The organism is Pseudomonas sp. H3(2019), assembly GCF_007713465.1.
Taxonomy (GTDB): Bacteria; Pseudomonadota; Gammaproteobacteria; order Pseudomonadales; family Pseudomonadaceae; genus Aquipseudomonas.
The window spans coordinates 161,291-179,234 of the sequence record NZ_VMSG01000005.1 but is presented as its reverse complement, the minus strand read 5'-3'; the positions used below and the strand labels follow the sequence as shown (position 1 = coordinate 179,234).

Genomic DNA, 17,944 nt, shown 5'->3' with positions numbered 1-17,944 from the left:
TATAGGGTTTATCGGTGACTTATCTAACACAGGCGGTCGTGGCGTATGTTCTGTGGTTAGCGATTTCAGGGTTAGCTGAAGGCGGAATAATGGCTTCAGACGGCACTGGACGGTAAACCGATCTCCTCGATGAACTCGTCCATGAAGCGCTTCAGACGCTCGTGGCGTCGTTGGGCCAAGCGCTTGCCAGTCGGCGTCTGGAAGCCGTTGGCCAAGTGCAAGAGCTTGGTCTGGAAATGGTCGAGGCAGAAGCGCTTGTCGTCGTACTCTCGAGATGTCGCCGTGGGATCCCGTGGATCATAGAGCGTGCTGCCCATGCGCCCGGCGATGTAAAACGTGCGGGCAACACCGAGCATGCCTAGCGAGTCGAGGCGATCGGCGTCCTGGAGGATTTTTGCTTCCAGGGTTGTCGGCTGAATGTTTGCTGAAAAACTGTGGGCTTCGATGGCGTGAGCGGCTGCCGCCGCTTTGTGTTCGGGCCAATTCAACTGATTCAGGATTAGCGAGGCTTTTTCTGCTGCCAACCGTGAGGCCTGAGCACGCAGCGGCGAGTTTTTTTCCACCGCCACACAGTCGTGCAGTAACACTGCTGCCAGCAGCACTTCAAGGTCACCGCCTTCTTCGGTTTGAATCCGTTGAACGTTGCACCACACCCGTTGCAAGTGCGACAGATCATGGGCGCCATCCTCGGACGGCTCCAGCGCATGGGGCAGCAAGGTTGAGGCGAGGTTTTGCAGTGGGGCGAAGGCAACGAGGCTCATAACAATCCTTTTGTGGTGACGCCCGTAGATTAAGTTTTGAAGTGACATGTGACGAGCGTTGATCGCCGACATAGTATGGCGGTTTCAACTGTTCACAAGGCACGTCCATGTCGATCGAAATCCGCCCGGCCACCCCCAGTGATGCGCCACAAATTCTCGCGTTCATCACCGAACTCGCCGACTACGAGCGCGCCCGGCATGAAGTCATCGCCAGTGTCGCCGACATCGAGCGCAGTCTGTTCAGCGAAGGTGCTACCGCCCATGGCCTGATCTGTCTGCGCGACGGTTTGCCGATCGGCTTCGCGGTGTTTTTCTTCAGCTACTCGACCTGGCTGGGCAGCAACTGCCTGTACCTGGAAGACCTCTACATCACCCCCGAGCAACGCGGTGGCGGCGCCGGCAAACAACTGCTGCGCCACCTCGCCAAAATCGCCTGCGCCAACGACTGCGGTCGCTTCGAATGGAGCGTGCTGGAATGGAACACCCCGGCCATCGACTTCTACAAATCCCTAGGCGCCCAGCCGCAGGAAGAGTGGGTTCGGTATCGCATGGATGGCAACGTGTTGCGGGAGTTTGCCGAGGGTTAGTCCGTTGCTTCCCAATTACCACTAATCATACCGTCGAGCGTTTGTCTTACCGTGATCTTGAAAACACCGGCCTTCCCCTGATCGAAGGCCGCCCTCCAAGCCTCATAACCTTTACTGAAGTCTGGAATCTCTGCGGTTTTCCCCACCCGTTGGGTAATGCTGCGTTCGATTGCCCTTGCCTGAAAGGGTAGGTGAGGCATTTCGTTGAACTCACCGCCATTCACCGGATTGATCATCCGAATGTTGTCGACCCTGATATGAACGACTTTGCCCAGTTTCGGATAGTTTTCGATTTTCAGGATGGTCAGGGTCGATGTCTCCTCTCCCGGCCTGTTTTTATAGGCCCAGATATCGCCAACCTTCAATTTTTCAGATGCGCAAAGAGCGGCAGTGGACCAGAACACGCCGCAGAACAGCAGCGCCTTTAAAGCATTCCTCATGTTTTCGTCCTTGAGTGTCGGGTGCGGCAATAAGCGCAATCGTTGGTAATGGCCTGGCATCTTAAAAGCATTGATGGAGAAAAACTCGTTACGGTTGTAAATCCTATAATGTGGGATTCAAATTTACATATTGAGATTTTTCTTCCGCAAGGTTTATAGTCCAGCTCACTCACTGCCAAAAACAAAACAGGTGAAGCGATGCTGGCGCAATTGATCGCGCTCGATTGGGGGACGACGTCCCTTCGTGCGTACAGGCTCGGCCCGAATGCTGGCGTCCTCGATCAGCGGTCACTGGCGTCAGGGATCATGCAGTTGCCGAAAGCGCCGCGGGTGATCGCCGGCCAGTTGTGTGCCGACGGTTTTGAACTGGCATTCGACGAGGCCTGCGGTGATTGGCTCGATGCACAGCCTGGTCTTCCGGTGATTGCCTGCGGCATGGTCGGCAGTGCTCAGGGCTGGCGTGAAGCGGCTTACTGCGATACTCCGGCGAATGTCGCCAACCTCGGCACTTCCCTGCAAACCGTCCGCAGCTTGCGCGGCGTCGATGTGCATATCGTGCCCGGTGTCATCCAGCGTTCGCGGCTGCCGAATGTGATGCGCGGCGAGGAAACCCAGGTGCTTGGCGTGCTGCAAAACCTGCCTGCCGGGGCAGGGGACAACCTGTTGATCGGCCTGCCGGGCAGCCATTCGAAATGGGTCGAAGTGGTCGAAGGCTGCATCACTCATTTCGACACGTTCATGACTGGCGAACTGTTCGCTGTGCTGAGCGAACACAGCATTCTCGGGCGCACGCAACAGCGCGGTGCAGCCTTCGACTGCGCAGCCTTTGATCGCGGCGTGAAGGTGGCGTCGTCGGCGGATGGTGAGATCGGCCCATTGTCGACGCTGTTCAGTTCTCGCAGTCTCGGCTTGACCGGTGAGCTCAGCGCCAAGCAGCAGCCTGACTATCTGTCTGGTCTGTTGATCGGCCATGAACTGGCGGCGCTGGCAACGGTGCGTCGCCACCACAGCGCAAAGCTTGCTTCGATCGTTCTGATCGGCAATGCCCAACTCTGCACCCGCTATCAGCGTGCCCTCGCTATCTGCGGTTTTCCTCATGTGGCCTTGGCCGAGCAAGCCACCGAACGCGGTTTGTGGCAACTGGCGGTCGCAGCCGGGCTGATCGGCAAAACCGCTCCCGTTCAACCCGACTAGAGGTCTGACATGCTCAAGCAAGCACTGGCAACAAACGGACTGATCGCGATCCTTCGGGGCCTGCGCCCACAAGAGGCGGCGGCCATCGGCGAGGTTCTGTACCAGTCCGGTTTCCGGGTTATCGAAGTGCCGCTCAATTCTCCTGAACCCTATGAAAGCATCCGCATTCTGCACAGCACCTTGCCCGCCGATTGCCTGATCGGCGCGGGTACGGTGCTGACCCCGGAGCAGGTCGTGCAGGTGAAAGCCGCCGGTGGCCAGGTGATTGTCATGCCCCACTGCGATGCCGAGGTCTTGCGTGCGGCAAAGGCGGCCGGCTTGTACCTGGCGCCGGGTGTGGCGACACCGACTGAAGCATTCGCCGCACTGGCCGAAGGCGCGGATGTGTTGAAGATGTTCCCGGCCGAGCAGATGGGCCCGGCGGTAGTGAAGGCCTGGCTCGCAGTATTGCCGGCCGGGACCGTGCTGGTGCCAGTGGGCGGGATTACTCCAGACAACATGCAGGCGTTTGTCGAGGCCGGGGTCAAAGGCTTTGGCCTGGGTTCCGGGTTGTTCAAACCGGGCCTCACGCCTGCGGAAGTGGCCGTTCGGGCCGGGGTGTATGTCGCAGCCTGGAACGCGCTGCACTTCGAGTTGTAGTGACGGCACGGGGGCAACCATAATGCCGCCCGTTCACTCGCTTAACGGTAAGGCTGGACTATGCAGGAAGAGCTCTCGAAAAATGCCGCGCCAACCGGCACGCAAACGTTGCTGCGCGGTTTGGCGGTGGTGCATGCCGTGGCTGGCGGTGCTCGTGATCTCAAGGAAATCGCCCGGCTGATCGGTACTACCCGCAGCACCACGCACCGCTTGGCCAGTTGCCTGGTGGACGAGCGATACCTGCGCGTGGTGCCGCAAGTGGGTTACCTGCTCGGACCGAAGCTGATCGAGTTGGGTTTTCAGGCTCGCGAAGAGCTGCCGCTGGTGACCCTTGCCGGGCCCTATCTGGACGAGTTGTCAGCGCTGACCGGCGACACCATCCATCTGGCGATCCGTGAAGGCGACGAGGTGCTGTACTTGCACAAGATTCCGGGGCGCAATGGCCCGGAAATGCGCTCGCGAGTCGGTCATCGCATGCCGTTGGCGCGCACCGGGATCGGCAAGGCGCTGATGCTCGATGACTCGCAGCAGGAATGGCAGCGGCTGTATCAAATCAGCTTGCCGGCGGGGGGGAAGAGTCAGTTCTGGCCGCAACACCCCGAGCAATCCTGGGAGCAGTTTCAGCAGCGCATGCTGGAGTATGTGGCGGGTGGTTACGCCTTCGATCTGGAAGACAACGAACCGTCGATCCGCTGTGTGGCGGCTCCGGTTCGCGACGCCAGTCGGCGGATCGTCGCGGGCATCAGCATCGCCAGCACGGTTCCGTACATGCCGCTGGAAAAAATGGCCGAGCTGATTCCCCTGATCAAAGGAGTCTCGGCTCGGCTGTCGGCAGAGCTAGGAGGCAAGGTATAAGCCGCTAACGTTTGATCAGCAGTGCAGTGGGTTGAGCAGGTTTTTAGGGGATGGAGCGTTATCTTGGGAATGAAAATGGTACGGATGTTATGGGTGTTGATGGTTGTTTTGTGTTCATCGTGCATGCAGTTACGCGTACCTGATGCGCGGGTTGAGTTTACCTCGATCAAACACCAACGCTATGGTCAGTATGAGTTACGTTTCAGGTCCGATCGGGACTTGGCGCATATCTACAAGTCCAACGGTATCAACGCGGGTGGCAATGCGTGGGTTACGTGCTCACTGGACGGTGATAGGAACTTTTCAAACGATCACAATATAACCTTGTCGATGCAAGGTTTTCTGGAGGATGCCCATCTTGTTGAGGGTGATCGTCGCTACGAGTTCTGGACCTCGGTCAGATTTACCGAGGATAGGGATCATCACAGCTCTCAACGTGACATCAGGAAGGAAGTGCTGCTCCCGTTGCTGAAATCCCAGGAGTACATTCCCTGTAAAGCCGTGAATGTCGCGTGGTTTTTCCGGCCGTACTATTCAAAGATCATGTATATCCCGACGTCACGCCTCATTGCCGAGGTGGATAAACAAATCCTTTCACCCGCCTATGTGATTCTGCCGCCAGAAGATCGTCCGTTTTCCTGGTTGTTGTTTGAGCCTGTCTGTATCAACGAATGGGTTTGGAATGGCGGTGAGACCATTGTCCATGGCGGTGTATGCAGCAGTTTGCCTTACAATGGGCTGTTGAGTTCGTTTGCGCCCTACAAAGACAAGTACCGCGTTGTTAACCAGGAAACCGGTTTGGCGATACCGGACGCTCCCTACATTATTGTGCGCATGGATGGGCGCAAGGAGGAGGGTGTGACCGACTCCTTGGGCTACACCCATCAAGTGGGGGCCGATGAGCCTGAAACAATAAAGGTCTATGTCCCTGGCGAGGGGCTCTGATCCAAGGTGGATTGGCAGGCCCAAATGAAAAAAACCGGGCGGGACTCTTGGGTCGAAGAGCTCACAGCCCGGTGGATTGCTCCGCTAAGCGACAGGACTGACTCAGGCTTTAAGCGTTGCCATGTCGATGACGAAACGATACTTCACATCACCGGCGATCATGCGGCTGTACGCCTCGTTGATCTGGCGGATGTCGAGCATTTCGATGTCGCAGGTGATGTTGTGCTCGGCGCAGAAATCCAGCACTTCCTGGGTTTCTGCGATACCACCGATCAACGAGCCGGCCAGCACCCGACGACCCAGCACCAGTTTGGCGGCGTGGACGGGTGGATCGATCGGCTCGATCAGGCCGACCAGAATGTGCACACCGTCGAAGCGCAGCGTATCGAGGTACGGGTTGAGATCGTGCTGTACCGGAATGGTGTCGAGCAAAAAGTTGAATTGACCTGCAGCGGCCTTCATCTGTTCGGCGTCGGTGGAGACGATCACGTGGTCCGCGCCCTGGCGGCGACCTTCTTCGGCCTTGCTCGCCGAGCGGGTGAACAGCGTCACTTCAGCGCCCATCGCCTTGGCAAACTTGATGCCCATGTGACCGAGGCCACCCATGCCGAGAATCCCGACTTTATCGCCGGCTTTCACGCCGTAGTGCTTGAGCGGCGAGTAGGTGGTGATGCCCGCGCAGAGGATCGGCGCAGCGCTGGCCGGGTCGAGTGCCTCGGGGATGCGTACGACGAAGTGCTCGCTGACAACGATGCTGTCGGAGTAACCGCCCATGGTGTTGCTGCCGTCGACCCGGTCCGGGGTCGCGTAGGTCATGGTCGGACCTTCGAGGCAATATTGCTCAAGATCGGCATGACAGGCTTCGCAGTGGCGGCACGAGTCGACCATGCAGCCGACGCCAACCAGATCACCCACCTTGTGGGCGGTGACATTGGCGCCGATGGCGGTGACTTTGCCGACAATTTCGTGGCCGGGCATCAGAGGGTAAACCGCGATGCCCCATTCGTTGCGAGCCTGGTGGATGTCGGAATGGCAGACGCCGCAGCAGAGAATCTCGATCGCTACGTCATCGGCACGTGGGCTGCGACGTTCGAAGGTCATCGGGGCGAGGGGAGTGGTGGCCGACTGGGCGGCGTAACCGATGGCGGTGTACATGGTGAACCTCGCAAAAGCAGTGACGGGTGAGGTGGGCGATTTTCCGCGCCGTCCGCCTCACCGGCCATGACGATTCCTCCGCGTCTTATGCCTATTCCTCCGGCATCCTCAGTGACCCCGTCGTATTGGCGCTCAGACCTGCGATGATGCTTTTATCCCTTTTTTCGTGAAGTTTTTGCCATGTTGTTGACCCGACATCTCGATGCCAATGCCGCGTTGGTTGCGCTGATTCAGCCGTTGGCGACCCGTGATGGTTTCGTGCCGACGCGTCTGCCCGGCGTGCACGTACTCAGAGCCAGTTGTGATGTGGCGCGAGGCCCGCAGATTTATGAGCCGAGCCTGATGATCATTGCCCAAGGCAGCAAAGTCGCCTATCTGGGCGCGCGTACGCTGGAGTACGGTGCCGGGCATTACTTGATTCAGGCGCTGCCGGTGCCTTTCGAGTGCGAAACGTTTGCCATGGCTGATGCGCCATTGCTCGGGGTTTCCATTGCCATCGACCGCGCGATTTTGGGCGAATTGGTGTTGGCCATGGGGCTGGTGTCTGGCCGCAATACGCCTGCGCAAACCCCCGAATCCATGACTTCGGCAGTACTCGATGACGGTATGCGCGGCTGTGTCGAGCGCTTGTTGCACTGCCTGCACGATCCGCTGGAATGTCAGGTCATGGGGCCGGCGCGGTTGCGTGAACTATTGTTCGTGGCGTTACGCGGTCCGCAGGCTGATGTGCTGCGGGCGTTGGTCGAGCAACAGGGACAATTTGCACGGGTTGCGGCGTCCTTGAGTCATTTGCATGCGCACTTTACCGAGCCGTTGAACGTCGAGACGTTGGCCAGTTGCGCGAACATGAGTACGTCGACCTTTCACGAGCATTTCAAGCGCAGCACCTTGTTGTCGCCGGTGCAGTACTTGAAGCGCTTGCGATTGCTCAAGGCGCAGCAGTTGTTGCTGTCGGAAGGGCTGGGGGTGGCGCAGGTTGCGCATCGGGTGGGTTATCAGAGTACGTCGCAGTTCAGTCGCGAGTATAAGCGCTACTTCGAGCGTAATCCGGGGGATGAGCGGGTGGCTTAGATTTCAGGCGCAGCTACAGAGGGCGGTGTGGTTTTCTCCAGGCAACAAAAAGGCCCCCGTTCGGGAGCCTTGATGTTCAAGTCTACGACTTACATGTTCGGGTAAGTCGGGCCGCCAGAACCTTCCGGCGTTACCCAGGTGATGTTCTGCGCAGGGTCCTTGATGTCGCAGGTCTTGCAGTGCACACAGTTCTGGGCGTTGATCTGGAAGCGCTTCTCGCCGTCTTCCTTGGTGATCACTTCATACACGCCAGCCGGGCAGTAGCGCTGAGCAGGCTCATCGTACAGCGGCAGGTTCTTGCTGATCGGGATGCTCGCGTCGGCCAGCTTCAGGTGGCAAGGCTGTTCTTCTTCGTGGTTGGTACCGGAGATGAACACCGAGCTGAGCTTGTCGAAGCTGAGTTTGCCGTCCGGTTTTGGGTAGTCGATCTTCTTGCTGTCGGCGGCCAGCTTGAGGCAGGCATAGTCCGGCTTGGTGTCGTGCAAGGTGAACGGCAGTTTGCCGCCGAAGATGTTCTGGTCGAGCCAGTTGAAGCCAGCGCCAATGATGGGGCCGAATTTGTGCATCGCCGGGCCGAAGTTGCGACTGGCGAACAGTTCTTCGTAGAGCCAGCTGGCTTTGAACGATTCAACGTAGCTGTTCAGTTCATCGGCACCTTCGGAACCTGCGAACAGGGCGTCGGCCACGGCGTCAGCGGCGAGCATGCCGGACTTCATGGCGGTGTGGCTGCCTTTGATCTTGGCGAAGTTCAGGGTGCCGAGGTCGCAACCGATCAGCGCGCCGCCCTTGAAGACCATCTTCGGCAGCGAGTTCAGGCCACCTTTGCAGATAGCGCGGGCGCCGTAGCTGATGCGCTTTCCGCCTTCCAGGTACTGTTTGAGCACCGGGTGATGCTTGAGGCGCTGGAACTCGTCGAACGGCGACAGGTAAGTGTTGCTGTAGGACAGGTCAACGATCAGACCGACCACCACCTGGTTGTTTTCCAGGTGATAGAGGAACGAGCCACCGGTGTTTTCAGTGCCCATGATGTCCAGCGGCCAACCGGCAGTGTGTACCACCAGGCCTGGCTGATGCTTGGCCGGGTCGATTTCCCAGATTTCTTTCAGGCCAATGCCGTAGTGCTGGGCGTCGGCATCGGTGTCGAGGTTGAAGCGCTTGATCAGTTGTTTGCCGATGTGGCCACGGCAGCCTTCGGCGAACAGCGTGTACTTGCCACGCAGCTCCATGCCCGGGGTGTACAGGCCTTCTTTCGGATTGCCTTCACGGTCAACGCCCAGGTCGCCGGTGATGATCCCGCGAACCACGCCGTTTTCGTCGAACAGCGCTTCCTGAGCGGCGAAGCCCGGGTAGATCTCTACGCCCAGGTTCTCGGCCTGCTGAGCCAGCCAGCGGCACAGATTACCCAGGGAAATGATGTAGTTGCCTTCGTTGTGCATGGTCTTGGGCACAAAGAGGTCTGGAATCTTGATCGCGCCATCGGCGTTTTTCAGCACGAAGATGTCATCGCGAGTGACCGGAGTGTTCAGCGGCGCACCGAGTTCTTTCCAGTCAGGGAACAGTTCGTTCAGCGCCCGAGGTTCGAACACCGCGCCAGACAGAATGTGAGCGCCGACTTCGGAGCCTTTTTCGACCACGCAGACGCTAATTTCCTTACCGGCTTCGGTGGCCTTCTGCTTCAATCGGCAGGCGGCGGAAAGACCAGCGGGGCCGGCACCGACGATGACCACGTCGAATTCCATGTATTCGCGTTCCACAGGTTATCTCCTACTCAAGGCTCAACAGTTTTTTTTCTAATTGGAGGTTTGGTGTCGCATCCATGAATCCCTGCACAACGCTGGGAGAGGACAATCGATGAGCCACCTTTCTCTCTAGGTGGCGCATTATATCTACACCACTCTTAGCGTCCAATACAAACGTTTGTTTGAATTTGCTCCAGCCCAGAGAAATCAAAGAAGCGCGGCTTATGACTGGCCATTTTGGCGTATTGACCGGAATAGGTGTTCCGGTCAAGATACGGGCGGTTTTGCGCTCGCCGTAGGCTGACTGTTGGTTTCAAGAGCACCTCTAAAGACAGGGCGAAGGCAGTACAAGGTGACGCGCAGCGCAGGTTTGGCGCGAAGTTTACACGTCGCGACAAAGAATGACTCGTTAGTCACCACTGACGAACGGTCATTACGCTTCGTCAGCTGGGTCACCCATTACAAATGCCGGCGTTTTTAGAGGTGCCCTTGTACCCGATGAGCATCAACCGCCAGGTTCGCCTAGGCGACTTTCTTTTCACCGGAGAGTAACGAGGAATCCATGAAGGTTCTTGTAGCTGTCAAACGAGTGGTCGACTATAACGTCAAGGTTCGCGTCAAAGCGGACAACTCCGGCGTCGATCTCGCTAACGTCAAGATGTCGATGAACCCTTTCTGCGAAATCGCAGTGGAAGAAGCCGTACGCCTGAAAGAGAAAGGTGTTGCGACTGAAATCGTCGTCGTCTCCATCGGCCCGTCCACCGCTCAAGAGCAACTGCGCACCGCGCTGGCTCTGGGTGCCGACCGCGCCATCCTCGTCGAATCTGCCGAAGACCTGACTTCCCTGGCTGTGGCCAAACTGTTGAAAGCGGTTGTCGACAAGGAACAGCCTCAGCTGGTGATCCTTGGCAAACAAGCCATCGACAGCGACAACAACCAGACTGGCCAGATGCTCGCTGCACTGAGCGGTTACGGTCAGGGCACGTTCGCCTCGAAAGTCGAAGTCACTGGCGACAAAGTTGCCGTGACTCGCGAAATCGACGGCGGCGCGCAGACAGTTTCCCTGACACTGCCGGCCATTGTCACCACCGACCTGCGTTTGAACGAGCCGCGCTATGCGTCCCTGCCAAACATCATGAAAGCCAAGAAGAAGCCGCTTGAAGTGCTGACTCCTGACGCTTTGGGCGTTTCCACCGCTTCCACCAACAAAACCCTGAAAGTCGAAGCGCCGGCTGCACGCAGCGCAGGCATCAAGGTTAAGTCGGTGGCTGAACTGGTCGAGAAACTGAAAAACGAAGCGAAGGTAATCTGATCATGACTATCTTGGTAATCGCCGAACACGACAACAAAGTAGTGGCCCCGGCCACGCTGAACACCGTGGCGGCTGCCGCCAAAATCGGTGGTGACATCCACGTACTGATTGCCGGTCAGGGCGTTGGCGCTGTAGCTGAAGCTGCCGCGAAAATCGCTGGCGTGGCCAAAGTGCTGGTAGCCGACAACGCTGCCTACGCACACCAACTGCCAGAAAACGTAGCGCCTCTGGTTGCCGAGCTGGGCGCTGGCTACAGCCATATCCTGGCTGCCGCCACCTCCAACGGCAAAAACATCCTGCCGCGCGTTGCCGCTCAGCTGGACGTTGACCAGATCTCCGAGATCATCTCGGTTGAAAGCGCTGACACCTTCAAGCGCCCAATCTACGCCGGTAACGCTATCGCTACCGTTCAGTCCAACGCTTCGGTAAAAGTCATCACTGTGCGTGCTACCGGTTTCGACCCGGTTGCAGCCGAAGGTGGTTCGGCTGCCGTTGAAGCAGTTGCTGCTGCTCACGACGCTGGCACTTCCAGCTTCGTTGGCGAAGAACTGGCCAAGTCCGATCGTCCGGAACTGACCGCTGCCAAGATCGTCGTTTCCGGCGGTCGCGGCATGCAGAACGGCGACAACTTCAAGCACCTGTACGCCCTGGCCGACAAGCTGGGCGCTGCTGTTGGCGCTTCCCGCGCCGCGGTCGACGCAGGTTTCGTACCGAACGATATGCAGGTCGGTCAGACCGGCAAGATCGTTGCGCCACAGCTGTACATCGCCGTCGGTATCTCCGGCGCGATCCAGCACCTGGCCGGCATGAAAGACTCCAAAGTGATCGTTGCGATCAACAAGGACGAAGAAGCACCGATCTTCCAGGTGGCCGATTACGGCCTGGTGGCGGACTTGTTCGAAGCCATCCCCGAGTTTGAGAAGCTGGTCTAATCCAGCGGCTTGACTTATAAAGAGCCCGGCCTTTTGGCCGGGTTTTTTATTGTCTGCGATTTGAGTATGGGAGAAATACGCCATGGATTTGCGTCGCTCGAGCGGCTTGTGGGTGCTGCTGAGCCTGTCGGTTTTGCCCTTGCTCTCAGTTGCCGCGGGCAAATGCGAGCGTCTGGTGGTGACCGGCAGCCCGGATGCACCACCGTATCTGTGGCAAGACCCGCAAGACCCGACACACTTGATCGGTACCAGCGCCGACTTGTTGCAGCAGATGGCGGGGGAGTTGGGGATCAAGGTCGAGTTGCTGTACGCCGGCAATCGATCTCAAGCGCTGGATGAAGTGCGTAGCGGGCGTATCGACATGCTGGCCGACGCGCCTCTGATGGACAATCAATTCGAGTCACTGGATTACATCCAGCCACCGTTGCTGGAAAACGACTATCTGGTCTGGACCCGCAAGGGCTCGGCATTGGTCTACAACGAGGCGCAGGATCTGCGCGGGCATGTTGGTGCAGTCTCGGCAAAGGCTCGTTTGACACAACCTTTCGAGGCGTACGCAAAAGAGCAATTGACCTTGATGAGTCTGCCGAACCTGACACAGGCTTTTCAGAAGTTGTTGCTGGGTGACGCGGACTACGTGCTTGCAGGGCGTTATACCGGGATGGCCATGGCGCAGACATTGGGCATGGCCAACGATGTGCAGGCGTATCCGCAACCGATCGACCGACCGGGGCTGTTCCTCGCCATTTCCCGCAACTCTGCCTGCAACGATCCATGGTTACGCGGACAGTTGTCGAAAAAGATGACAGAATTGCCCGCGTCCGGCCTGACGCAGGCCCTGCTGCAGCGCAATCTGGAGCGCTGGAAAGCACACTTGCAGCAACCCGTCAGCACCCCAAAACAGTAGGGATTTTTAGTGACTCTTCGACCTCTTTTCGCTGCCCTGGCCGTTATGGCCCTGGCGGGTTGTGCTGCCGATCCGGCGCCGAATGAACAATTGCGTTTGACCGAACGGGCCCTGGAACAGGCCGCCGCTGTCGGGGCTACGACTGAAGACGTGCCAGAGCTGAAACTCGCTGAAGGCAAGTTCGCTCAGGCTCAGGCCGACATGACCACTCAAGCGTTCAAGGATGCGCGTATGCAGGCCGAACAGGCAGAACTGGACGCGCGTCTGGCCGAGGCCAAGGTTCTGACAGTGAAAAGTCAGGAAAAACTGAACGTGCTCAATACCCGCATCACTCGCCTGCGCAAGCAACTGGGAGATGCCCAATGAGCCTGAAAAACACCATTCTGGGCGGTTTGCTGCTGGTGGGTTGCGCGGGGCTTGCCGGCTGCGCAGGTCAACACAGCGCGGCGGCTTTGCAACAAGCCAGCGCTGACTTTCAGAAGGTCAAGGAAGATTCGAACGTACTGCGCATCGCGCCCAAGGACGTGATTCGGGCAGGTGAGTCCCTTGCCCGGGCTGATCGCCTGTCGACCTACTGGGGCAGCGGCCCGGATGTCAAACATTACGCTTACCTGAGTCAGCGTTACAGCGAAATTGCCCGTCAACACACCGAGCAAGCGCTGAACGACGAACGCGGGGCGAAGCTTGAACTGGAGCGTCAGCGCCTGCAGTTGGCGTTGCGCGAGAACAAACTGCTCAGCGTGCAGCAACAGGGTAAATGGCTGGAAGAGCAAATAATCAACCTGGCTACGACCCAGACCGATCGCGGTCTGGTCATGACCCTGGGTGATGTGCTGTTCGACACCGGTGAAGCCGAGCTGAAAAATTCGGCAAATCGCACCGTATTGAAAATTGTCCAGTTCCTTCAGCTCAACCCCAAGCGTGTTGTGCGTATCGAAGGCTATACCGACAGCACCGGCGGCAAGCAGGACAACCTCAAGCTGTCGCGCGATCGCGCCCAGTCGGTGGCGGACATGCTGATCGATCTGGGGATCGAAGATAAGCGCATTCAGGTCGAAGGCTACGGCGATGAATACCCGGTAGAGGCCAACGCTTCCGAGCGGGGGCGTGCGCAGAACCGCCGGGTCGAAATTGTGTTCTCCGACGAAAAAGGCCAGCTCGGCGCTGCCCGCTAAGGTCAGCGTTACTGGAAAACCCGGCCCCCTCAGCGGTGCCGGGTTTTTTTATACCTGCGAAATGGTCCGCAAAACAGTACAGTTTTTGCTGTCACTGCACTGTACGGTCGACTATTGTGGCAACTGTCCCAGTACACTTCTAAACTGTTCCGGTAATGTTTCACACAAGAATAAAATGCCCGTGAAATCGAGTGCTGCGTCATGACCAATCTATTGCTCTATCAACGTATCGCTCAGCAATTGGCTGAGGATATCCGGCGTGGTGTCTATCAGCCCGGCGAACGCGTGCCTTCAGTGCGCAAGATGAGTTCGCAGCTCAACGTCAGCCACGCGACGGTGCTTCAGGCGTATGCCAACCTCGAAGATCAGGGGCTGATTCGCGCACGTCCACAGTCGGGTTACTACGTCCACCAGACCCCGGCACTGACCGCGCCGACGCCAGATATCGCGCGTGTCGAACGTCCAGGTCTGGTCACGCGCAGCAGTATCATTCAGCAAGTGTTGGTCGAGTCGCGTCGCGAAGGGGTGTTCCCGCTAGGCGCAGCGGTGCCCAGTGTCGACTATCTGCCGGTACGGGCGCTGCACCAGCAATTGGCCAAGGTCACGCGGTTCCACAGCCCGCGGGCGTTCAGTTACATGTTCAGCCCTGGGTTTGAGCCGTTGCGTCGCCAGGTGGCGATCCGCATGCGTGATGCCGGCGTAGTGGTCGACCCATCGGAAGTGGTCATCACCCATGGTTGCGTCGATGCGCTGCAAATGTCGTTGCGCGTCCTGACGCGTCCCGGCGATCTGATCGCGGCTGAGTCACCGACCTACTACGGCTTGTTGCAGCTCGCCGATTTGTTGGGTTTGAAAGTCATCGAGATCCCCAGTGACCCGGCGACGGGCATGAGCCTGGAAGCCTTGCAACTGGCCGCCAACCAGTGGTCGATCAAGGCGTTGGTGCTGACCACGCGCCTGAGCAACCCGCTGGGCGGCACCATGCCGGAAGAGCGGCAAAAACAACTGCTGCGTCTGGCTTCGGACTTCGATATCCAGATTGTCGAAGACGATATTTACGGCGAGTTGATGTTCGAGCAAGGCCGCACCAAATCGCTGAAAGCCTATGACCGACTGGATCGGGTCATCTATTGCTCCAGTTTCTCCAAGACCCTGTCACCCGGTGTGCGCATTGGCTGGATGATTGCCGGCAAATACCAACAGGAAATCCAGCGCCTGCAGACCTTCAGCACCCATTCGGCGTGCAGCGTGACGCAGATGGGGATTGCGGCCTATCTGGAGAACGGCGGCTATGATCGTCATTTGCGCTACATTCGCCAGGAGTACCGCAAGAACCTCAGCGCTTTCCAGTTGGCCGTGCAGCAGTACTTTCCTGAGGGAACGCAGATAACCCGGCCCACAGGCGGCTTCATTCTGTGGGTCAGCCTGCCGGGGCGGGTCAATACGCAGGAACTGCATGTACGTGCGTTGCAGCAGGGCATCAGCATCGCGCCGGGGCTGATTTTCAGTAACACCGAGCAATTCAATCACTGCATTCGCTTGAACTGCGGCACGCCGTGGAATCGTGAAGCCGAGCGGGCGCTGATGACACTCGGGATGCTGGCCACTCAGCTTTGTCAGGAGACGGCAAGCGGCTTTTGACGCACACCGGGGGCTGGATTGTTATGCGAGCTTGTCAGGGACCTTGCAACAAGCGAGCATATGGCCCTCTGCCGTTAGCGCTGTAGTGTTCATGAAAGCGATTTTCCCTGCTGGTTTGATGTTGGCGTGCCTCTTGAGTGTTTTCATTCCTGGCAGCGCGATGGCTGCGACCGCTCTGGATAAGGGGCGCGTCAGCACGTCTGAAGCAAAAGTGAAGCCCGTTGCACCGGCCAAAAAACCTGCTCCGGTCAAAAAAACCAAAGTGGCGAAGAAGCCGACGCCTTCGAAAAAACGCCCACCGATTGCTTCAAAATCAAAATCCGCGAGCGAAGTGGTCAGAACCACGTACTTGCCACCGGCCACGCTGGATTTGAGCCTGCCATCGGACATGGTCAAGCAGTTGCAACCTGTTGGCACTGTTCCGCTAGTCAAACATGCTCCGCTACTGCCGCCCATGTTTGGTGAAAAAACCAGGGATGACAGCCCGTTCCAGCTCAACGGTCGCCTGCTCAGCAACGAAATGCAGTTGCAAATGCGCAAAGAAGAGCACCGGGAAGTCGAAGGTGCGGCATTGGAGTTTCAGTTCAAACAGTAAAATCCCGCATTGATCTGTGACCCGCGCACCTGACGCTTTGTCGGAGACTGGTCAGTCACGCGTGTTTGAGCGAAAAACCTCTATCCGGCCAATTTCAAACGGCTGTTTTAGCGGGTACTCTAGTCCACGTTATTCAACACATTACCCGTCGCCAGGAGCGTGTCGTCATGAACTGCCGTGAAGGCTGTGGCGCCTGTTGCATTGCCCCTTCCATCAGCACACCCATCCCCGGCATGCCAAACGGCAAGGCGGCGGGAGAACGTTGTGTGCAACTGTCTGTCGATAATCTGTGCAGTATTTTCGGTAAGCCCGAACGGCCGGCGGTATGTGGCGCATTTCAGGCGGATGTCGAGGTGTGCGGCGACAGCCGGGAAGAAGCCATCAAGTTGATTGGTTGGTGGGAGCAGATGACCGCAGCGTAGTGTGTTCAACGAACGGAACTTCAACAATAAGGAATAAGACTATGGGTTCGCTGCATCGTATCGCTGTGTTGTGTGGTTTGAGCGTTCTGCTGGCCACGACGGCCCAGGCTGAAGACTGGAAAACTGCCAAGGATGAGGACGGAATCAAGGTTTCCCTGAGTGAAGTCGCCGGGTCTCAGTACAAGGCCTACCGCGGTGTGACCGTGATGAAGACCACCGTGGCCAAGCTGCGCGCGCTTCAGGAAGATGTGCCCGGCGCGTGTGCCTGGATTCATGAGTGCAAGGTGCAGAAGTTGCTCAAGCACGAAGGCGATCAAAGCTGGACCTACACTCAGTTCAGCACCCCATGGCCGGTGACTGCGCGTGACTCGGTATTGCACGTGACTACTGTCGAAGGCGCCGATGGCAGCCTGACACGTAAGCTTGAAGGCGTACCGACCTACCTTCCTGAAGAAAAAGGCTTTGTTCGTGTCACCCAGGTCCAGGGTTTCTGGAAACTTGTTCCAAAAGGCGCGGACCAGGTCGAAGTGACCTATCAGGTTCACACCGAACCAGGTGGTAGCGTGCCGTCGTGGTTGGCCAACAAGTTTGTTGTTGACGCACCCTTCAATACCTTGAAAGCCCTGAAAGAGCGCGCCGAGAAGTAATTCCGTGCTCTTTGCAAAGAGGCTGCCAACCGGCGGCCTTTTTCATGTCGAACCAATGGATTCAGGGGGAACGATTATCCGGCGTTCGGGGTCGAGATGTTGTAAGCCCATCTGTGGGTTTTACCAAGGAGGCACCGATGCAAAAGTGGGAAGTCACCTTCGTTGATGATCACGGTGTGCAGACCGTGGAGCAATTCGATTGCGAACAAAAACCCACGATGGAGCGGGCCGCGCAATTGATTCGCTCAAAATTCCTCCCTGTTCCGGCCGAGCTCGATCTCAATGATCTGGAGGGGCGAACGGATGACCCGACGGTCAAAAGCCTGAAAGATCAGAACAGCATTGAAATTCTCAGTATCACTCCAATTGCATAACCACTTGATGCGACTCGCAAACAGGCCTTGGCAGCAGCTCGGACTTGGGGCTACTCTGCAATCGAGATCAGCGAATGGATCGCTAAGGTCTGGTCTTGTCAGCTACATGCTTGTTTCCCGGCGGCAATCTGATTGCCGTATCGCCCACACCATTCGGTTGCGGGCGCAGGGAGTACGGAAAGTCTATCCATCAGTTTGAGGAGGACGTTTCATGAGCACAGCCTATCAAGAAGACATCAGCAGCAGTGTGCTGCGCCGCATGAAAGAAGGCGGTTTTGATTTTTCACGGTTCCATCCCATCGAGTTCTACGCCATTTTCCCGGATGAGGAGCGGGCACGCAGGGCGGCAGGGCATTTTCGCGGTGAATCCTTGAATGCGCAGGTCAGCGTGCGTGATGACGGTGCCTGGCATCTGGAGTTGAGCAAGGTGATGTACGCCACTTACGGCGGCATCGGCGACTTCGAACAGGACTTTGAGGCGGTGGTCGAGCCTTTGGGTGGGATTATCGAAGGATGGGGCGTCAAGCAGGAGGTACGAGGGCTACTCGCATAA

At 57.8% G+C, this 17,944-nt stretch carries 21 protein-coding genes; 17 read left to right on the top strand and 4 right to left on the bottom strand.

Features of this window, described 5'->3' with window-relative positions:
- Positions 1–95: 95 nt before the first annotated feature.
- A complete protein-coding gene (locus FPT12_RS07725) occupies positions 96–761 on the bottom strand; it encodes an HD domain-containing protein (RefSeq protein ID WP_145015458.1) in 666 nt (221 codons plus the stop codon).
- Between the two features lie 107 nt (positions 762–868).
- Between FPT12_RS07725 and FPT12_RS07720 the strand changes: the two genes are divergently transcribed.
- Positions 869–1,348, top strand: a complete 480-nt coding sequence (locus FPT12_RS07720) for a GNAT family N-acetyltransferase (RefSeq protein ID WP_145015456.1) — start codon at positions 869–871, stop codon at positions 1,346–1,348.
- On the opposite strand, the gene FPT12_RS07715 is transcribed toward FPT12_RS07720, so the two are convergent.
- Positions 1,345–1,788 carry a hypothetical protein gene (locus FPT12_RS07715; protein WP_145015454.1) on the bottom strand — a complete coding sequence of 148 codons (444 nt, stop codon included), beginning with the start codon at positions 1,786–1,788 and terminating at the stop codon, positions 1,345–1,347. The genes FPT12_RS07720 and FPT12_RS07715 overlap by 4 nt on opposite strands.
- Positions 1,789–1,986: 198 nt before the next feature.
- Between FPT12_RS07715 and FPT12_RS07710 the strand changes: the two genes are divergently transcribed.
- The 4 genes from FPT12_RS07710 to FPT12_RS07695 all read left to right on the top strand — a co-directional run bounded on the left by FPT12_RS07710 (position 1,987) and on the right by FPT12_RS07695 (position 5,421).
- On the top strand, positions 1,987–2,982 hold the full coding sequence (locus FPT12_RS07710) for a 2-dehydro-3-deoxygalactonokinase (RefSeq protein ID WP_145015452.1): 996 nt from the start codon (positions 1,987–1,989) through the stop codon (positions 2,980–2,982).
- Between the two features lie 9 nt (positions 2,983–2,991).
- Positions 2,992–3,621: a 2-dehydro-3-deoxy-6-phosphogalactonate aldolase gene (locus FPT12_RS07705; protein ID WP_145015450.1), complete on the top strand. Its 630-nt coding sequence runs from the start codon at positions 2,992–2,994 to the stop codon at positions 3,619–3,621.
- A 60-nt stretch (positions 3,622–3,681) separates the two neighbouring features.
- Complete coding sequence (locus tag FPT12_RS07700) at positions 3,682–4,476, top strand: IclR family transcriptional regulator (protein ID WP_145015448.1); 795 nt, start codon at positions 3,682–3,684, stop codon at positions 4,474–4,476.
- A 63-nt stretch (positions 4,477–4,539) separates the two neighbouring features.
- Positions 4,540–5,421 carry a hypothetical protein gene (locus tag FPT12_RS07695; RefSeq protein ID WP_145015446.1) on the top strand — a complete coding sequence of 294 codons (882 nt, stop codon included), beginning with the start codon at positions 4,540–4,542 and terminating at the stop codon, positions 5,419–5,421.
- A gap of 102 nt (positions 5,422–5,523) precedes the next feature.
- On the opposite strand, the gene FPT12_RS07690 is transcribed toward FPT12_RS07695, so the two are convergent.
- Positions 5,524–6,576 (bottom strand): NAD(P)-dependent alcohol dehydrogenase, encoded by a 1,053-nt coding sequence (locus tag FPT12_RS07690; RefSeq protein WP_145015444.1) that lies wholly within the window; start codon positions 6,574–6,576, stop codon positions 5,524–5,526.
- 180 nt (positions 6,577–6,756) lie between these two features.
- On the opposite strand from FPT12_RS07690, the gene FPT12_RS07685 reads away from it, so the two are divergent.
- Positions 6,757–7,647: an AraC family transcriptional regulator gene (locus tag FPT12_RS07685; RefSeq protein ID WP_145015442.1), complete on the top strand. Its 891-nt coding sequence runs from the start codon at positions 6,757–6,759 to the stop codon at positions 7,645–7,647.
- Positions 7,648–7,736: 89 nt separating this feature from the next.
- Here the strand turns inward: FPT12_RS07685 and FPT12_RS07680 are convergent, their stop codons facing one another.
- Positions 7,737–9,401 (bottom strand): electron transfer flavoprotein-ubiquinone oxidoreductase, encoded by a 1,665-nt coding sequence (locus FPT12_RS07680; protein ID WP_145015440.1) that lies wholly within the window; start codon positions 9,399–9,401, stop codon positions 7,737–7,739.
- A gap of 547 nt (positions 9,402–9,948) precedes the next feature.
- On the opposite strand from FPT12_RS07680, the gene FPT12_RS07675 reads away from it, so the two are divergent.
- The 11 genes from FPT12_RS07675 (at position 9,949) to FPT12_RS07625 (ending at position 17,944) form a co-directional block, all read left to right on the top strand.
- Complete coding sequence (locus FPT12_RS07675; protein ID WP_145015438.1) at positions 9,949–10,698, top strand: electron transfer flavoprotein subunit beta/FixA family protein; 750 nt, start codon at positions 9,949–9,951, stop codon at positions 10,696–10,698.
- Positions 10,699–10,700: 2 nt separating this feature from the next.
- Entirely contained in the window at positions 10,701–11,630 is a 930-nt protein-coding gene (locus FPT12_RS07670; protein WP_145015436.1) for an electron transfer flavoprotein subunit alpha/FixB family protein, read from the top strand.
- Between the two features lie 82 nt (positions 11,631–11,712).
- Entirely contained in the window at positions 11,713–12,537 is an 825-nt protein-coding gene (locus tag FPT12_RS07665) for an ABC transporter substrate-binding protein (RefSeq protein WP_145015434.1), read from the top strand.
- A gap of 9 nt (positions 12,538–12,546) precedes the next feature.
- Positions 12,547–12,903, top strand: coding sequence for a DUF4398 domain-containing protein (locus FPT12_RS07660; RefSeq protein ID WP_145015432.1), 357 nt, complete (start codon positions 12,547–12,549; stop codon positions 12,901–12,903).
- On the top strand, positions 12,900–13,712 hold the full coding sequence (locus FPT12_RS07655) for an OmpA family protein (RefSeq protein ID WP_123583058.1): 813 nt from the start codon (positions 12,900–12,902) through the stop codon (positions 13,710–13,712). Before FPT12_RS07660 ends, FPT12_RS07655 begins: the two co-directional genes overlap by 4 nt.
- 201 nt (positions 13,713–13,913) lie before the next feature.
- Positions 13,914–15,353, top strand: a complete 1,440-nt coding sequence (locus FPT12_RS07650; protein WP_145015431.1) for a PLP-dependent aminotransferase family protein — start codon at positions 13,914–13,916, stop codon at positions 15,351–15,353.
- 91 nt (positions 15,354–15,444) lie between these two features.
- On the top strand, positions 15,445–15,948 hold the full coding sequence (locus tag FPT12_RS07645) for a translation initiation factor 2 (protein ID WP_145015430.1): 504 nt from the start codon (positions 15,445–15,447) through the stop codon (positions 15,946–15,948).
- Positions 15,949–16,115: 167 nt separating this feature from the next.
- Complete coding sequence (locus FPT12_RS07640; protein ID WP_123583055.1) at positions 16,116–16,370, top strand: YkgJ family cysteine cluster protein; 255 nt, start codon at positions 16,116–16,118, stop codon at positions 16,368–16,370.
- 41 nt (positions 16,371–16,411) lie between these two features.
- Entirely contained in the window at positions 16,412–17,017 is a 606-nt protein-coding gene (locus FPT12_RS07635) for an START domain-containing protein (RefSeq protein WP_145015428.1), read from the top strand.
- Positions 17,018–17,154: 137 nt separating this feature from the next.
- On the top strand, positions 17,155–17,391 hold the full coding sequence (locus FPT12_RS07630) for a hypothetical protein (protein ID WP_145015426.1): 237 nt from the start codon (positions 17,155–17,157) through the stop codon (positions 17,389–17,391).
- Positions 17,392–17,602: 211 nt separating this feature from the next.
- Positions 17,603–17,944 (top strand): ribonuclease E inhibitor RraB, encoded by a 342-nt coding sequence (locus FPT12_RS07625; protein ID WP_019689386.1) that lies wholly within the window; start codon positions 17,603–17,605, stop codon positions 17,942–17,944.

What these genes read in the sequence shown, in the direction of transcription:
- FPT12_RS07705 (WP_145015450.1), top strand. Translation starts at nt 2,992, where the DNA reads ATGCTCAAGCAAGCACTGGCAACAAACGGACTGATCGCGATCCTTCGG.
- FPT12_RS07675 (WP_145015438.1), top strand. Translation starts at nt 9,949, where the DNA reads ATGAAGGTTCTTGTAGCTGTCAAACGAGTGGTCGACTATAACGTCAAG.
- FPT12_RS07655 (WP_123583058.1), top strand. Translation starts at nt 12,900, where the DNA reads ATGAGCCTGAAAAACACCATTCTGGGCGGTTTGCTGCTGGTGGGTTGC.
- FPT12_RS07635 (WP_145015428.1), top strand. Translation starts at nt 16,412, where the DNA reads ATGGGTTCGCTGCATCGTATCGCTGTGTTGTGTGGTTTGAGCGTTCTG.
- FPT12_RS07640 (WP_123583055.1), top strand. Translation starts at nt 16,116, where the DNA reads ATGAACTGCCGTGAAGGCTGTGGCGCCTGTTGCATTGCCCCTTCCATC.
- FPT12_RS07690 (WP_145015444.1), bottom strand. Translation starts at nt 6,576, where the DNA reads ATGTACACCGCCATCGGTTACGCCGCCCAGTCGGCCACCACTCCCCTC.
- FPT12_RS07720 (WP_145015456.1), top strand. Translation starts at nt 869, where the DNA reads ATGTCGATCGAAATCCGCCCGGCCACCCCCAGTGATGCGCCACAAATT.
- FPT12_RS07670 (WP_145015436.1), top strand. Translation starts at nt 10,701, where the DNA reads ATGACTATCTTGGTAATCGCCGAACACGACAACAAAGTAGTGGCCCCG.
- FPT12_RS07710 (WP_145015452.1), top strand. Translation starts at nt 1,987, where the DNA reads ATGCTGGCGCAATTGATCGCGCTCGATTGGGGGACGACGTCCCTTCGT.
- FPT12_RS07630 (WP_145015426.1), top strand. Translation starts at nt 17,155, where the DNA reads ATGCAAAAGTGGGAAGTCACCTTCGTTGATGATCACGGTGTGCAGACC.
- FPT12_RS07650 (WP_145015431.1), top strand. Translation starts at nt 13,914, where the DNA reads ATGACCAATCTATTGCTCTATCAACGTATCGCTCAGCAATTGGCTGAG.
- FPT12_RS07725 (WP_145015458.1), bottom strand. Translation starts at nt 761, where the DNA reads ATGAGCCTCGTTGCCTTCGCCCCACTGCAAAACCTCGCCTCAACCTTG.
- FPT12_RS07700 (WP_145015448.1), top strand. Translation starts at nt 3,682, where the DNA reads ATGCAGGAAGAGCTCTCGAAAAATGCCGCGCCAACCGGCACGCAAACG.
- FPT12_RS07665 (WP_145015434.1), top strand. Translation starts at nt 11,713, where the DNA reads ATGGATTTGCGTCGCTCGAGCGGCTTGTGGGTGCTGCTGAGCCTGTCG.
- FPT12_RS07715 (WP_145015454.1), bottom strand. Translation starts at nt 1,788, where the DNA reads ATGAGGAATGCTTTAAAGGCGCTGCTGTTCTGCGGCGTGTTCTGGTCC.
- FPT12_RS07645 (WP_145015430.1), top strand. Translation starts at nt 15,445, where the DNA reads ATGAAAGCGATTTTCCCTGCTGGTTTGATGTTGGCGTGCCTCTTGAGT.
- FPT12_RS07685 (WP_145015442.1), top strand. Translation starts at nt 6,757, where the DNA reads ATGTTGTTGACCCGACATCTCGATGCCAATGCCGCGTTGGTTGCGCTG.
- FPT12_RS07625 (WP_019689386.1), top strand. Translation starts at nt 17,603, where the DNA reads ATGAGCACAGCCTATCAAGAAGACATCAGCAGCAGTGTGCTGCGCCGC.